This window comes from Xanthomonas sp. SHU 166, from assembly GCF_000364685.1.
Taxonomy (GTDB): Bacteria; Pseudomonadota; Gammaproteobacteria; order Xanthomonadales; family Xanthomonadaceae; genus Xanthomonas_A; species Xanthomonas_A sontii.
Genome location: NZ_AQOJ01000016.1, coordinates 1 through 13,990 on the forward strand (window position 1 = coordinate 1; position 13,990 = coordinate 13,990).

The following is a 13,990-nucleotide window of genomic DNA, read 5'->3' on the forward strand; positions in this document are numbered from 1 at the left end:
CTGTTCGCCGAGACCGGCGACCTGTTCGCGCCGGCGGCCGCCACGGTGCCCGAGCGCAGGCCGGCCGACCTGCCGCATCTGTCGCTGCCCGACCACCACGACGTGCGCGGCAGCGACATCGTAGTGCGCCGACTGCACGGTGCGCTGGCCGCCGCTGCCGAATGCGGGCCGCGCGATTTCGCCGACCTGCTGCAGGTGCCGGGCGTTGGTGCGCGCACGGTGCGCGCGCTGGCGCTGGTGGCCGAGGTGCTGCACGGCGCGCCGTGCCGTTTCAGCGATCCGGCACGGTTCTCGCTGGCCCATGGCGGCAAGGACCGGCATCCGTTCCCGGTGCCGACGCGGGTCTACGACCACACCATCGGCGTGCTCAAGACCGCGGTGGCGCAGGCCAAGCTGGGCCGCGAAGAGAAACTGGACGCGATCCGCCGCCTGGACGCGCAGGCGCGCCTGCTCGAACCGACCGCGCGCGGGCCGTCGGTGGACGACTACATCGCCGAGGAACGCGCGCAGTCGCACGCCTATGGCGGGCGCAGTGTGTTCGGCTGGGAGCCGGCGCCGGAGGCTGTGGCGGAGAGACGCACCGCACGCGCAAAGTAAGAGTTCGGCTGGTGGCCTGGGTACGACGCGATCTAACCGGCTGTCGGGTGTCGTGCAGGCGTCGACGGCGATTCGCCCGCAATGCGCGAGTCCATCTGCGCAACCGACCTCGTTGCAGTCGGGACTGAAGTCCCTCCCACAAGCAGGGACTTGTGGTCAGCGTTGCCGTCGGCACTCGCGCAGAAGATCACGGTTGCGCCTCTCCGGGAGTCCGCTGTCGTGCCATAGCGCTGGTCGGAGGAGGGGACGCGGTCTGAGCGCGTGCCAGGTTCCTCCCGTTCGAGCGATCGCCCGTATCATGGCCGCCCCGGCGCACGGTGTCGGTGGCTCCGAACGACGCGTACGCCGAAGGACGTTTTCCCCAGCATGTGGTCTGCCATCAGCAACTTCGGCGACGCGGCGATGACGCTGCCGCTCGCGCTCGTCTGCGCACTGTGGCTGGCGCTGGGTAGCGCGGGATGGCGTGCCGCGGCGACGTGGCTTGGCCTGCTGGCGAGCGCCGCGGCCCTGGTCGGGGCGACCAAGATTCTCTACGCCGGCTGTGGGGTGGAGCTGCGCGCGCTGCAGTTCCGGGTGATCAGTGGACACACCATGCTCGCCGCCTGCGTATGGCCGATGGTCTGCATGCTGTGCCTGCGCGCCCGTCCGCGGCCTCGTCTGGCGATCGCCTGCGGTTTCGCCATCGCCAGCGTGATCGCCATTGCCCGCGTCTACGCGCGAGCGCATAGCCTGTCCGAGGTCGCTGCCGGTATGGTGGTCGGGGCCGCGACGACGGCGTGCTATCTGCAGTGGCGCGGTGCGCCGCAGTTGCCCGCGCGCCTGCGCATGTACGCCATCGTGTCGGTGGTCCTGGTCGGCGCATTGATGTACGGACGACACGCGCCGATCCAGCATGCCATCCAGACCTATTCGCCGGCGTTGTGCGGTCGCGACAGCTGATGGCGCCGTCTTCCGCGTGCAGGCATATGCACGTGCGCTTCGCCTGTCGTATGCCTGCTCTTGACCTGCGCGTTGCTACACCCGGAGCCGATGGCCGTCGTGGCCGCTTTCAGGAGATGTATCGATGCCGGAGCAATCCACCACCACCCGTGCGCGCCGCGCCAAGCGCGAAGGCAAGGCCGGCACGACCCAGGCCGGCGAGTTCGTGCGCGAGGAAATCGACCGCGTGCGCGAGGGCAAGACCCAGGTGAAGTCGACCAAGCAGGCGATCGCCATCGGCCTGTCCAAGGCGCGCCGCGCCGGGGTCAAGACCGGCGCGTCGAAGACCGCGTCGAAAGCCACCAGGAAGAAGGTTGCGCAGGAAGAGACCAAGGGCGGCAAGCAGGCCAAGCCGTCGCCAACGCGCTCGCGCGGCGCCAAGAAGGCGCTGAAGACCGCCAGCAAGGGCAAGAGCGCGACGCAGACGGTGGGCAGCGAGGCGCTGTCGACGCAGACCAAGCGTGCAGCGAAGAAGCGCAGTGCCAGCAGCCGCTCGGCCGCGGCGAAGAAGGCCGCGCAGACCAAGGGCGCGACGGTGCGCAAGAGCGCGGCCAAGAAGGCTGCGAAGACCCGGGCCAAACAGGCCGGCACGCGGACGGCTGCCGCCAAGAAGCGCACGGCGAAGACCGCTTCGGCCAGGAAGACGCCGGCCAAGAAGGCCGCGAGCAAGAAGGCGGCGAGCAAGACTTCTTCGGCAAAGAAGACTGCGACCAAGAAGACGGCCTCGAAGAAGACGGCATCCAGGAAGACAGCGTCGAAAAAGTCGACGGCGAAAACCGCGGTCGCCAGGAAGACACCAGCGAAGAAGAGCGCATCCAGCAAACGCACGACCAGCAAGCGCGCAGGCAAGACGTCGTCCTTGCGCACACGCGGTTCGCGCTCGAGCGGCTAGTCGCTCCATGGCGCGCGGCGGCGGATGCCACCGCCGCGCGTCGACGCATCCGCGATCGGCGCGACTCGCCGGGGTCTTACAGTTCGGTGTACTTGGTGATGCGGCCCTTGGCGCGCTCCACCGGATACTTGGCGGCGTTGGCCAGCATCTTGCGTTGCGCGGCGTCGATCGGATCGATCTCCAGCTTGTCGCACAACTGGACCAGATACAGCAGCACGTCGGCGATCTCGCTGCCGACCTGCTGCTTTTTTTCTGCAGACAGTTGCCGGCTCTGCGCATCGTCCAGCCACTGGAAGTGCTCCAGCAATTCCGCCGCTTCCACCGACAGCGCCGCGGTGAGATTGCGCGGACTGTGGAACTGACCCCAGTCGCGGGCGTCGGCGAAGGCGCGCTGGGCGGCCTGCAGGTCGTGGAGGCTGTCGGGCATGGCATCGGCTCGCAGTGGGGACGGCGCATGGTAAAGCAGCAATCACGCGCGCAGGCACTGCGGTCGCGACATCGGACTCACGGCGTGGTCACCGACGATGCACGGCATCGGCGGCGACACTGCGGGCACGTGTTCGCAGACGAAAGGACCTACCCATGCAAGCTCTGACCTATCACGGCACCCGGGACGTGCGCGTGGAAACCGTTCCCGACCCGGTGCTGGTCGAGACCGACGACATCATCCTGCGCGTCACCGCCACCGCGATCTGCGGCTCGGACCTGCATCTGTACCGCGGCAAGATCCCCGATCTGCACACCGGCGACGTGCTCGGGCACGAGTTCATGGGCGTGGTGGAAGACGTCGGCCCGGACGTGCAGCGGGTGAAGAAGGGCGACCGCGTGGTGATCCCGTTCGTGATCGCCTGCGGCGAGTGCTTCCATTGCCGCCTGACCGAATACGCCGCCTGCGAGACCACCAACACCGGCAAGGGCGCGGCGCTGAACCAGAAGGGCATCCGCCCGCCGGCGGCGCTGTTCGGCTACAGCCATCTGTACGGCGGCGTGGCCGGTGGCCAGGCGGAGTACGTGCGCGTGCCCAAGGCCAATGTCGGCCCGTTGGTGGTGCCGGACGTGTTGCATGACGAGCAGGTGCTGTTCCTGTCCGACATCCTGCCTACCGGCTACCAGGCGGCGGTCAACGCGGGCGTGCGTCAGGGCAGTACCGTGGCGATCTTCGGCGCCGGCCCGGTCGGGCTGATGACCGCGGCCTGCTGCCGCATGCTCGGCGCCGAGCGGATCTTCATGGTCGATCGCTATCCGTACCGGCTCGACTTCGCCCAGCGCACCTACGGGGTGATTCCGCTGAACTTCGAGGAGATCGACGATCCGGCCGACATCATCGTCGGCCAGACCGACGGGCGTGGCGTGGACGCCAGCATCGACGCGGTAGGCTTCGAGGCCAAGGGCAGCACGGTGGAGACGGTGATGGCCACGCTGAAGCTGGAAGGCAGCAGCGGCACGGCGCTGCGCCAGTGCATCGCCGCCACCCGCCGCGGTGGCACGGTCAGCGTGCCGGGCGTGTATGCCGGCTTCATCCACGGCTTCCTGTTCGGCGATGCCTTCGACAAGGGGCTGAGCTTCAAGATGGGCCAGACCCATGTGCAGCGTTTCATGCCCGAACTGCTGGAGCACATCGGCGAGGGCCGGCTGCGGCCCAACGAGATCATCACCCACCGCCTGAGCCTGGCCGAGGCGGCGCAGGGGTATTCGATCTTCGACAAGAAGGAGCAGGACTGCCGCAAGGTGATCCTGACGCCGTGACCGTGGTGTGGCCGGGTGCCCCATGGCGGGTCACCCGGCCCGCGCCTGAAGGTGTCGGAACGGGTGTAAAGCATGGTGCGTTGCACCACCTGCGAGGCGGTCCTGCGCCCCTGGGCATGGGCGTTCGGCCTGCCTGGCGCGAGTGGGGGACATAGCGCCAACCGTCCGTCGCGAGCAGGTGAAGATTTCACGCCTCCTTCACCTTGCTCCGATGTAGAGGCGCCGCCCAGAGGCTCGGGATAAGTTTTTCCCGCCGTCGCTGTCAGGCGGCCACGCGGGAGTGGCCCGCCCGCTTCTTGTCAAGTCCGTGACAAGCTTTTTGACCACGAATCAATCACTTGGATGTTCCGGTGAGGTGAGGGCGACATCGGCGGCTTGTCCACAGGGGGTGTGGATGACTTCTGCATAAGGTTGTGGATAAGGCAGATGCCGGCCCGTGACACAACAGTGTCAAGAGGGGTGGCGAAAAATTGACCAGGCGATTTTGCGGCCGCGATTGGGCCGGACCTTGGACCCTGTGCCGTGACCTCGCAGGGGGCACATCCGGGTCGCGGTCGGGGCGGTGGCGACGGGCGCCGATCGCGCCTCGCGGTCGTATCGTTGCCTGTGCGGCACGGCAGTCCGGAGAACGCGCGGGCGCGACCATCAGGCGAGGGTGTGGCTGCCCCGGGGCGATGGCATCGCCAGCGTGCCGAAGATCCCGGATCGCGACCAGCGTGTGGCCCCGGGTTCCGCGTGAAGCCGGCGCCCTGTCAGCTTTCCCGGCATCGCCATGGCGCCAGCCCTGCGGCGCCATGGCGGGAACCGCTGCCCTGCTCAGGCCAGCAGGCGCAGCTTCGGCTCGCGGCTCCACTGCCGGGTCTTGGCCGCGGTCACGAAGCCCTTGCTGTCGCTGGCTTCGACCACCCCGGCATCCTTTTGCACATTGCCGGCCTTCAGCAGCGGCTGCGCGCCGGCGTCGGCGGCGATCGCCTTGAGGTGGGCGAAGGCATTGCTGACGAAGTCGATGGCCGCCGACTCCTTGCTCAGCCGCTTGCCGGCCTCGGTCGACAGCACCACCGCCACCGCGTCGAACACGAACGACGGCGTGCCGGCCAGCTGGCCGTCGGCGGTTAGGCGTTTGCCGTCGCTGAGGACGGCGCCGCCGAGCTTGGGCGCGACGATCTTGACCGCCGCGCCGGCGTCGGTGGCGGCCTTGCGCAGGTCGCGCACCAGTTTCGCGTCAGAGCCCTCGTCGATCAGGATGCCGATCGCGCGGCCCTGCAGGGTCGGCTTCATGCGGCCGATGAGCTGCAGCGCTGGCGACAGCGGCAGGTCCTGCGGCGCGACCGCGGCCGGCGGCGCCGGCGGCAGCGCGTCCAGGCCGAGGCCGTCGGCGACGCGCTGCGCCAGCTTGGGATCGACGTGGCGCAGGTGTCCGACCACCGCCTCGCGCACGTGCGCGGTGTCGACCTTGGACAGCTCGAACACCAGCGCCGAGGCCACGTGCGCCTGCTCCGGCTGCGTCTGGCTGCGGTAGAACATCCGTGCCTGGCTGTAGTGGTCGGCGAAGCTCTCGGCACGCACACGGCCCTTGGCGCCGTCGTCGGGCTGGGTGCGGTGGCTGACGAAGCCGCGCGCGGTCTCGCGCGGGCTGTCGGCCTGCAGCGAGCTGGGTTCGTAGGCGACGCGGCCCTTGGGCACGCCCATCTGCATGTGGCCGTCGCGCTGCATGTTGGCGAACGGGCACTTCGGCGCGTTGATCGGCAACTGGTGGAAGTTGGGCCCGCCCAGGCGGCTGAGCTGGGTGTCCAGGTACGAGAACAGGCGGCCCTGCAGCAGCGGGTCGTTGGAGAAGTCGATGCCGGGCACGATGTTGGCCGGGCAGTACGCCACCTGTTCGGTTTCGGCGAAGAAGTTGTCCGGCCAGCGGTCCAGCACCATGCGCCCGACGATCTGCAGCGGCACCAGTTCCTCCGGGATCAGCTTGGTGGCGTCCAGATGGTCGAACGGGAAGGCGTCGGCCTGTTCCTGGGTGAACAACTGCACGCCCAGTTCCCATTCCGGGAAGTCGCCGCGTTCGATCGCCTCGAACAGGTCGCGGCGGTGGAAGTCCGGGTCGGCGCCGGCCAGCTTCACCGCCTCGTCCCAGATCGTGGACTGCAGGCCGAGCTTCGGCCGCCAGTGGAACTTGACGAACGTGCTGCGGCCTTCGGCGTCGAGCAGGCGGAAGCTGTGGATGCCGAAGCCTTCCATCATGCGCAGCGAGCGCGGGATGGTGCGGTCGCGCATCGCCCACATGATCATGTGCAGCGACTCGGGCATCAGCGAGACGAAGTCCCAGAACGTGTCGTGCGCGCTGGCCGCCTGCGGGAAGCCGCGGTCCGGCTCCATCTTCACCGCGTGGATCAGGTCGGGGAACTTCAGCGCGTCCTGGATGAAGAACACCGGGATGTTGTTGCCCACCAGGTCCCAGTTGCCTTCCTTGGTGTAGAACTTGACCGCGAAGCCGCGCACGTCGCGTGGCGTGTCCACCGAGCCGGCGCCGCCGGCGACGGTGGAGAAGCGGGTGAACACCGGCGTCTTCACTCCGACCTCGGTGAGCAGCGAAGCGGTGGTGTACTTGGCCAGCGACTTGGTCAGTTCGAAGTAGCCATGTGCGGCGCTGCCGCGCGCGTGCACGATGCGTTCGGGAATGCGCTCGTGATCGAAGTGGGTGATCTTCTCGCGCAGGATGAAGTCTTCCAGCAACGTCGGCCCGCGCGGCGTGGCGCGCAGCGAGTTCTGGTTGTCGGCGACCGGAATGCCCTGGTTGGTGGTCAGCGGCGGATGCGTGCCGCCGGCCTGCTGGTGCAGTTCGTCGCCATGGCCGCGCTGATCGGCGGGCGCGGCGGTGGAGGCGAGGGCGGTGGACGATGCGGAATCGCTGGGCGTGCGCTTGCGGCTGGCCATGGGAGATCGCTCCGGTGCGTGGCGGAAGAAGGCGTCGCGGTGGGGTGCCCGGTGCGTGAGGATGCGGGCGCGGCGGAAGTCCCGATCCTGGGCGGCGCGGCGTGAACGAGTCGTGCAACGCGCCGCATCGCGCGCACTTGTCTACCTCGGTACGCGCGCTGCGCACGCATAAAAAAACCCAGCCTCGCGCACGAGGCTGGGTCTCGGGTGCAGCGTCGAACGAGAACGCGGCTCAGACCACCGCGTCTTCCTTGTACGCATCCACCGGGATGCACGCGCACATCACGTTCTTGTCGCCGTACACGTTGTCCACGCGCGCCACCGGCGGCCAGTACTTCTGCTGCTTCAGCGTGGGCAGCGGGAACGCGGCCAGCTCGCGCGGATAGGCGTGGGTCCACTCGCTGGCGGTGACCTGCGCGGCGGTGTGCGGGGCGTGCTTGAGCGGATTGTCCTCGCGGTCCAGGCGGCCGTCCTCGATCGCGGCGATCTCCTCGCGGATCTGGATCATCGCGTCGATGAAGCGGTCCAACTCGTGCTGCGATTCGCTCTCGGTCGGCTCCACCATCAGCGTGCCGGCGACCGGGAAGCTCAGCGTCGGCGCGTGGAAGCCGAAGTCGATCAGGCGCTTGGCGATGTCCTCGGCGCCGATGCCGCTGGTCTTCTCCAGCGGGCGCACGTCGAGGATGCATTCGTGCGCGACCAGGCCATTGCGGCCGGTGTACAGCGTCTTGTAGTACGGCGCCAGGCGCTTGGCGATGTAGTTGGCGTTGAGCAGCGCCACCTGGGTGGCCTTACGCAGCCCGCTGTTGCCCATCATGGTGATGTACATCCAGCTGATCGGCAGGATCGAGGCGCTGCCGAAGCTGGCGGCGCTGACCATGCCGACCTCGCCGTCGCCGCCCAGGGTCTTGGGCAGGTACGGCGCCAGATGCGCCTTCACCGCGCACGGGCCGACGCCGGGGCCGCCGCCGCCGTGCGGGATGCAGAAGGTCTTGTGCAGGTTCAGGTGCGACACGTCCGAGCCCCACTTGCCGGGCTTGGCCAGGCCGACCAGCGCGTTCATGTTGGCACCGTCGGTGTAGACCTGGCCGCCGTGCGCGTGCACCGCTTCGCAGATCGCCACCACGTCTTCCTCGAACACGCCGTGGGTGGACGGGTAGGTGATCATCAGCGCGGCCAGACGGTCCGAATACTTCTCGGCCTTGGCGCGGATGTCGGCGACGTCCACGTTGCCGTTGCCGTCGCACTTGGTCACCACCACGGTCATGCCGCACATCTGCGCCGAGGCCGGGTTGGTGCCGTGCGCCGATTCGGGGATCAGGCAGATGTCGCGGTGGCCTTCGCCGCGGACGCGGTGGTAGGCGCGGATCGCCAGCAGGCCGGCGTACTCGCCCTGCGCGCCGGAGTTGGGCTGCAGGCTGACCGCGTCGTAGCCGGTGCACTCGACCAGCATCGCTTCCAGTTCGTCGATCAGCTGCTTGTAGCCGACGCTCTGCTCGGCCGGGGCCAGCGGATGGATCGCGCCGAACTGCGGCCAGGTCACCGGGATCATCTCGGCGGTGGCGTTGAGCTTCATGGTGCAGCTGCCCAGCGGGATCATGGTGCGATCCATCGCCAGGTCCTTGTCGGCCAGCGCGCGCATGTAGCGCAGCAGTTCGTGCTCGCTGTGGTGGGTGTTGAACACCGGGTGCTGCAGGAACGCGCTGTGCCGCAGCAGTTGCGGCGGCAGCGCATCGGCGGTGGCGGCGTCGAGCGCGTCCACGTCGGCCTGCGCGCCGAACAGCTGCGCCAGCGCGACCACGTCGGCGCGGGTGGCGGTCTCGTCCAGGCTGATGCCCAGCGACGCGCTGTCGATCGCGCGCAGGTTGATGCCGGCCGCACGCGCCTTGGCGTGGATGGCCTCGGCATCGACGCCGGTGACGTGCAGGGTGTCGAAGAAGCGCTCGCCGACGGCGACGCCGGCGCCGCGCAGCGCCGCGGCGAGGATCGCGGCCAGGCGGTGGGTACGGCGGGCGATGCGCACCAGGCCCTCGGGGCCGTGGTACACCGCGTACATCGAGGCCATCACCGCCAGCAGCACCTGCGCGGTGCAGATGTTGGAGGTGGCCTTCTCGCGGCGGATGTGCTGCTCGCGGGTTTGCAGGGTGAGGCGATAGGCGGGGTTGCCGGCGGCGTCGATCGACACGCCGATCAGGCGGCCCGGCATCGAACGCTTGTAGGCGTCGCGGCAGGCCATGAACGCGGCATGCGGGCCGCCGAAGCCGAACGGCACGCCGAAGCGCTGCGAATTGCCGACGACGATGTCCGCGCCCCATTCGCCGGGGGCGGCGATCAGGGTCAGCGCGAGCAGGTCGGTGGCGACGGCGACCAGGCCGCCTTGCGCATGCACCGCGTCCGCCAGCGCCTGGTGGTCACCGATGTGGCCGAAGCTGTCCGGATACTGCAGCAGCACGCCGAAGCACTCGGCCTGCAGCGCTTCCTCCGGCGTGCCCACGCGCAGCACGATGCCCAGCGGCTCGGCGCGGGTGCGCAGCAGTTCCAGGGTCTGCGGGTGCACCGCGTCGTGCACGAAAAAGGTGTCGGACCTGGACTTGGCCGAGCGCTTGGCCAGGGTCATCGCCTCGGCCGCGGCGGTGGCTTCGTCCAGCAGCGAGGCGTTGGCGATTTCCATGCCGGTGAGGTCGGCGCACATGGTCTGGAAGTTGATCAGCGCTTCCATGCGGCCCTGCGAGATCTCCGCCTGGTACGGCGTGTAGGCGGTGTACCAGGCCGGGTTCTCGAGGATGTTGCGCAGGATCACCTTCGGCGTGTGGGTGCCGTAGTAGCCCTGGCCGATGAAGCTGCGGAACACGGTGTTCTTGTCGGCGATGGCGCGGATCTTGGCCAGCGCCTCCTCCTCGGTGATGGCGTCGGGCAGCGCCAGCGCGGCGGGCGACTTGATGTTGCCGGGCACGATGGCGTCGGTCATCGCCTCCAGCGAGTCGTGGCCGACGGTGCGCAGCATGTGCGCGATCTCGGCGTCGTTCGGGCCGATGTGGCGCTCGATGAAGGCGCAGTGGTGTTCGAGGTCGCGCAGCGAAGAGGTGTGAGACATGGCAGTCGTCCGGCTGAGGAAGGCACGAGGAGGCGGGGACGCGCGCAAGGCCGTCGTCGGGCCGCAGCGGCGGGCACGATCGACGGGAAGCACGCGTCTTCCCAATGCCCCTCTGTCCTTTTGCCTGAGAGTTTGGAAGCGGCGGCTGGCGCTGCGCTTCGTGCCCCTTCGGCGCCGGGTTTGACCGGTCTCTCCAGAGTCTTGGTGCGGGTGGTATCGGGCCTGAGCGATTACGGGCGTTTGCGCCTTCGGCAGCGGGTCGCCCCGCTTCTCCCACCTTGCTGCGCCGCGATTATAACGTGGCCGGCGGCGCCCACGGCGGGCCGCGCGCGCCCACGCCAGCCTGAATGGGCAAGCCGCGGCGGATGCGCGCCTGCGGCCGCAGCGCGTATCATGGCCGCACTCCCTTTTCTCGCGCCCGTCCATGCCGGACGGCGTCGCCGCGCGTGCGCCTGTCCTGCGGCCGCCGCGGCCGGCTTTCAGGATGATGTCCCCATGACGCTCCCGTCCGTGTCCACACGCCGCATGGCCCTGTTGCTGGCCGGGCTGGCGATGTTCGGTCCGTTCTCCATCGACACGATCTTCCCGGCGTTCCCGCAGCTGGCGCAGCGCCTGCATGCCGATCCGGTGGCGATCCAGCAGACGGTGAGCGTGTACCTGCTGGCCTACGCGCTGATGGGCCTGGCCCACGGGCCGCTGTCCGACGCGTTGGGACGGCGCCGGGTGATCGTGGCCGGGCTGGTCGTGTTCATCCTGGCCTCGGCCGGCTGTGCGCTGTCGCGCGACCTGCCGACCCTGCTGGTGTTCCGCGCGCTGCAGGGCGTCTCGGCCGGCGTCGGCATGATCGTCGGTCGCGCGGTGATCCGCGATCTGTTCCACGGCGACGATGCGCAGCGGCTGATGAGCCAGGTGTCGATGATCTTCGGCATCGCCCCGGCGATCGCGCCGGTCATCGGCGGCTGGATCCTGGGCAGCGGCCGCGGCTGGCCGACGATCTTCTGGTTCCTGGTCGGCTTCTCCTCGCTGTTGCTGGTCGCGACCCTGCGCTGGATGCCGGAGACGCATCCGCCGCAGGCGCGCACGCCGCTGGCGCCGCGCACGCTGCTGCGCGACTACATCGGCATCGCGCTGAATCCGCGGTTCCAGCGGCTGGCCGCGGCCGGCGCGTTCAATTTCGGCGGGGTGTTCCTGTACATCGCCTCGGCGCCGGTGTTCATGATCGACCTGCTGGGCAAGACCGAGCGCGACTTCGCCTGGCTGTTCCTGCCCACCATCGGCGGCATGACCCTGGGCGCGTTCCTGTCCGGGCGCATGGCCGGGCGGCTGGGGCCGATGCGCCAGGTGCGCTTCGGCTTCGTCTGCTGCGGCCTGTCGATGGCCGGCAACATCGCCTACACCGCGCTGGCGCCGGCCATCGCGCTGCCCTGGGCGGTGCTGCCGATCTTCTTCGCCGGCCTGGGCACCGCGCTGATCTTCCCGATCCTGGCGCTGGCGGTGCTGGACATGTATCCGCGCCAGCGCGGGCTGGCCTCCTCGCTGCAGGCCTTCACCCAGTTGATGGTCACCGTGCTGGTGGCCGGGGTGCTGTCGCCGCTGCTCAGCGGCCATGCCCTGCACCTGGCGCTGGGCTCGGGCGCGTTCTTCCTGCTCGGCTGGGGTTTCTGGCGCTGGGAGCGGCGCAGCGGCAAGCGCCTGCCGTGGCCGGATGCGCAGGTGCCGCGGCTGGAACCGGCCGACCCGCTGTGAGCATCGCCGCGGTTGGGCTATCGTCGTCGGGTCATCGTTGAGGAAACCGCATGTCCATCCAGTCCAAGCAGCGCCGCGACCTGCGCAAGAAGCTGGCCGAGCGCCTGCGCCACCGCGCCGAGGGCGCCGCGCCGGCCGCGCCCATCGAACCGCATGCGGAACTGCGCGACCAGCAGCGCACCTTGCTGGCCGGCATCGTGCGCCGCGACGGCGAGTGGGTGTTGGGCATGGACGGGCGCATCGCCGGCCAGAGCGAGAGCGCCGCGCAAGTGCTGTCGCTGATCATGCAGGCGGCGGAGCTGCACGAGCGCGCCGGCACGCCGGTGCGGCTGATGTACTCGGACGCGCTGAAGGACGCGGCGCAGGCCGATGCGCAGGCGCAGGGCCTGAGCTTCGAGGAGTTCAAGACGCGCCACGCCCAGGTCATGCGTCGCGACGACGGCGCGGCGGCTCCGGCCTGAGGCCATGGGCCAGAGCGCGGGCCAGGCTGCGCAGGAGGCCGTGTCGCTGGCGCGGGTGCGGCGCCGCGACGGCATCGCGCTGATCCAGGCGCACCGCGCCAGCGTCGCCCTGCATCACCCGTGGACCTACCCGTTCACCGATGTGCCGGGCTTCGAGGCCTGGTACGCGCAGACTCTGGACGGCAGCAACATCGCGTTACTGGCGCGCGAACGCAGCAGCGGCGCGCTCGCCGGCCTGTTCACCTTCAGCCAGGTGGTCGGCGGCTGTTTCCAGAGCGCCTACCTCGGCTACCACGCTATGGCCGGCTGCGAAGGTCGCGGACTGATGACGCATGCGCTGCGCCTGTGCGTGGCCTACGCCTTCGCCGAACTGGGCCTGCACCGGGTGGAAGCCAACATCCAGCCGGACAACACCCGCTCGCTGGCGCTGGCGCAGCGCGCCGGCTTCCGCCGCGAAGGCTATTCGCCACGCTACCTGCGCATCGGCGGGGTGTGGCGCGACCACGAGCGCTGGGCGCGGCTCGCCGACGACTGAGCTGGCGCACCGCGGTCGGCCTGGGCGGGCTGGCGCGGACCTGGCTGCGCAAAACCGGCGGTGACGGCGTCGCTGGCTGGCTCGGGACATGCCGCGACGCAATGTCGGAGTTTTCCTACCCTGATCGGCGAAACCATTGGCGTGCCTGGCTTCGCTGAATGTGCTTCCCTACGGGGCCGCATGGAACGGTGGAAATGGAATGCACATCATGCAAGAGTCCGCCGCACCCTGCCTCATCCGCTCATAAAGGACTATGGCCGCAGCAGGTTCCCCAATCCGACCATTCAGTGGCTCCGCTGCTGCCGCCGACGGCTGTCCGTCGGCCTCTGCCGCCCACGCACAGCAGCTGGAAACCGTCGCTGCGCCCTGTATCGCACGAGACCTGCCGAGATCGCCCATGACCCACTCCTCGACCCGTCGCCCCCGCTTGTCGCGCCTGTTCGCAGGTGTCGCGCTCGCCGCCTTCCTGGCTGCCGGACCCGCCAATGCCACCTGGATCGTCAACGACCCGATGTCGATGGCCAAGGCGTTGCAGGAATACGCCGAGCAGGCCAAACGCTGGGGCGAGACGATCAAGCAGTACCAGATGCAGTTGGAGCACTACCAGCAGCAGCTCATCAAGCTCCAGCGGCTGCAGTTCGGCGACTCCACCATGGCCGACAACTTTCCCGAGCGTCCCCAGGACTACGGGCTGGAGGATAGCTGCCCGGGCGCGAGCCAGAGCGGCATCGCCGGATTGATGAACCAGTTTAAGGCGCTGGCGCCGGACATGAACGGCAGCGCGGTCGACGAGCAGATGAAGGTCTGCGCGCGCATCGTGATGGCCAAGAACGCCCAGTACAACGAGACGGTGCGCATGCTCAAGCGCCTGATCCAGCGCAACGAGCAGTTCAAGCAGGTGCAGTCGCAGCGCGACGGCATCGGGACCAGCCAGGGCGCGCTGGCCGCCAACGACAACGAGGTGCGGCGCTTCGTGGCGCAGAACGCCATGGACCTGGATTACTGGCAGG

At 69.1% G+C, this 13,990-nt stretch carries 10 protein-coding genes, 1 pseudogene and 1 riboswitch; of the genes and pseudogenes, 8 read left to right on the forward strand and 3 right to left on the reverse strand.

The window, feature by feature from the left end; all coding sequences use genetic code 11:
• The 3 genes and pseudogenes from D180_RS00935 to D180_RS24120 form a co-directional block, all read left to right on the forward strand.
• Positions 1-597: DUF763 domain-containing protein (locus D180_RS00935; protein WP_017911290.1), on the forward strand; the 597-nt coding region annotated here is incomplete at its 5' end.
• A 366-nt stretch (positions 598-963) separates the two neighbouring features.
• Complete coding sequence (locus tag D180_RS00940) at positions 964-1,536, forward strand: phosphatase PAP2 family protein (RefSeq protein WP_017911291.1); 573 nt, start codon at positions 964-966, stop codon at positions 1,534-1,536.
• 124 nt (positions 1,537-1,660) lie between these two features.
• Positions 1,661-2,176, forward strand: a pseudogene (locus D180_RS24120) (DUF6496 domain-containing protein); the annotation flags it as partial.
• 367 nt (positions 2,177-2,543) lie between these two features.
• On the opposite strand, the gene D180_RS00950 reads toward D180_RS24120, so the two are convergent.
• Positions 2,544-2,894: a nucleotide pyrophosphohydrolase gene (locus D180_RS00950; protein ID WP_017911293.1), complete on the reverse strand. Its 351-nt coding sequence runs from the start codon at positions 2,892-2,894 to the stop codon at positions 2,544-2,546.
• 155 nt (positions 2,895-3,049) lie between these two features.
• Here D180_RS00950 and D180_RS00955 point away from each other — a divergent pair, with 155 nt between their 5' ends.
• Entirely contained in the window at positions 3,050-4,213 is a 1,164-nt protein-coding gene (locus tag D180_RS00955; protein WP_017911294.1) for a zinc-dependent alcohol dehydrogenase, read from the forward strand.
• 816 nt (positions 4,214-5,029) lie between these two features.
• Here D180_RS00955 and D180_RS00960 read toward each other — a convergent pair.
• Both D180_RS00960 and gcvP read right to left on the reverse strand, forming a co-directional pair.
• Complete coding sequence (locus D180_RS00960; protein WP_017911295.1) at positions 5,030-7,144, reverse strand: catalase; 2,115 nt, start codon at positions 7,142-7,144, stop codon at positions 5,030-5,032.
• Between the two features lie 232 nt (positions 7,145-7,376).
• Positions 7,377-10,238 (reverse strand): aminomethyl-transferring glycine dehydrogenase, encoded by a 2,862-nt coding sequence (gene gcvP / locus D180_RS00965; RefSeq protein WP_017911296.1) that lies wholly within the window; start codon positions 10,236-10,238, stop codon positions 7,377-7,379.
• Positions 10,239-10,340: 102 nt separating this feature from the next.
• A riboswitch (glycine riboswitch) is annotated at positions 10,341-10,445 on the reverse strand.
• A 288-nt stretch (positions 10,446-10,733) separates the two neighbouring features.
• On the opposite strand from gcvP, the gene D180_RS00970 reads away from it, so the two are divergent.
• From D180_RS00970 to D180_RS00985, 4 genes are all read left to right on the forward strand, one after another.
• Positions 10,734-11,984, forward strand: coding sequence for a multidrug effflux MFS transporter (locus D180_RS00970; RefSeq protein ID WP_043090252.1), 1,251 nt, complete (start codon positions 10,734-10,736; stop codon positions 11,982-11,984).
• A 50-nt stretch (positions 11,985-12,034) separates the two neighbouring features.
• Complete coding sequence (locus D180_RS00975) at positions 12,035-12,445, forward strand: hypothetical protein (protein WP_017910138.1); 411 nt, start codon at positions 12,035-12,037, stop codon at positions 12,443-12,445.
• Between the two features lie 4 nt (positions 12,446-12,449).
• Positions 12,450-12,980: a GNAT family N-acetyltransferase gene (locus D180_RS00980; protein ID WP_017911298.1), complete on the forward strand. Its 531-nt coding sequence runs from the start codon at positions 12,450-12,452 to the stop codon at positions 12,978-12,980.
• Positions 12,981-13,497: 517 nt separating this feature from the next.
• A partial coding sequence (locus D180_RS00985; RefSeq protein ID WP_043090254.1) for a hypothetical protein occupies positions 13,498-13,990 on the forward strand: 493 nt, incomplete at its 3' end.

Excerpts from the sequence above, each read along its gene's own strand:
- D180_RS00940 (WP_017911291.1), top strand. The coding sequence starts at position 964 with ATGTGGTCTGCCATCAGCAACTTCGGCGACGCGGCGATGACGCTGCCG.
- D180_RS00950 (WP_017911293.1), bottom strand. The coding sequence starts at position 2,894 with ATGCCCGACAGCCTCCACGACCTGCAGGCCGCCCAGCGCGCCTTCGCC.
- D180_RS00955 (WP_017911294.1), top strand. The coding sequence starts at position 3,050 with ATGCAAGCTCTGACCTATCACGGCACCCGGGACGTGCGCGTGGAAACC.
- D180_RS00960 (WP_017911295.1), bottom strand. The coding sequence starts at position 7,144 with ATGGCCAGCCGCAAGCGCACGCCCAGCGATTCCGCATCGTCCACCGCC.
- gcvP (WP_017911296.1), bottom strand. The coding sequence starts at position 10,238 with ATGTCTCACACCTCTTCGCTGCGCGACCTCGAACACCACTGCGCCTTC.
- D180_RS00970 (WP_043090252.1), top strand. The coding sequence starts at position 10,734 with ATGACGCTCCCGTCCGTGTCCACACGCCGCATGGCCCTGTTGCTGGCC.
- D180_RS00975 (WP_017910138.1), top strand. The coding sequence starts at position 12,035 with ATGTCCATCCAGTCCAAGCAGCGCCGCGACCTGCGCAAGAAGCTGGCC.
- D180_RS00980 (WP_017911298.1), top strand. The coding sequence starts at position 12,450 with ATGGGCCAGAGCGCGGGCCAGGCTGCGCAGGAGGCCGTGTCGCTGGCG.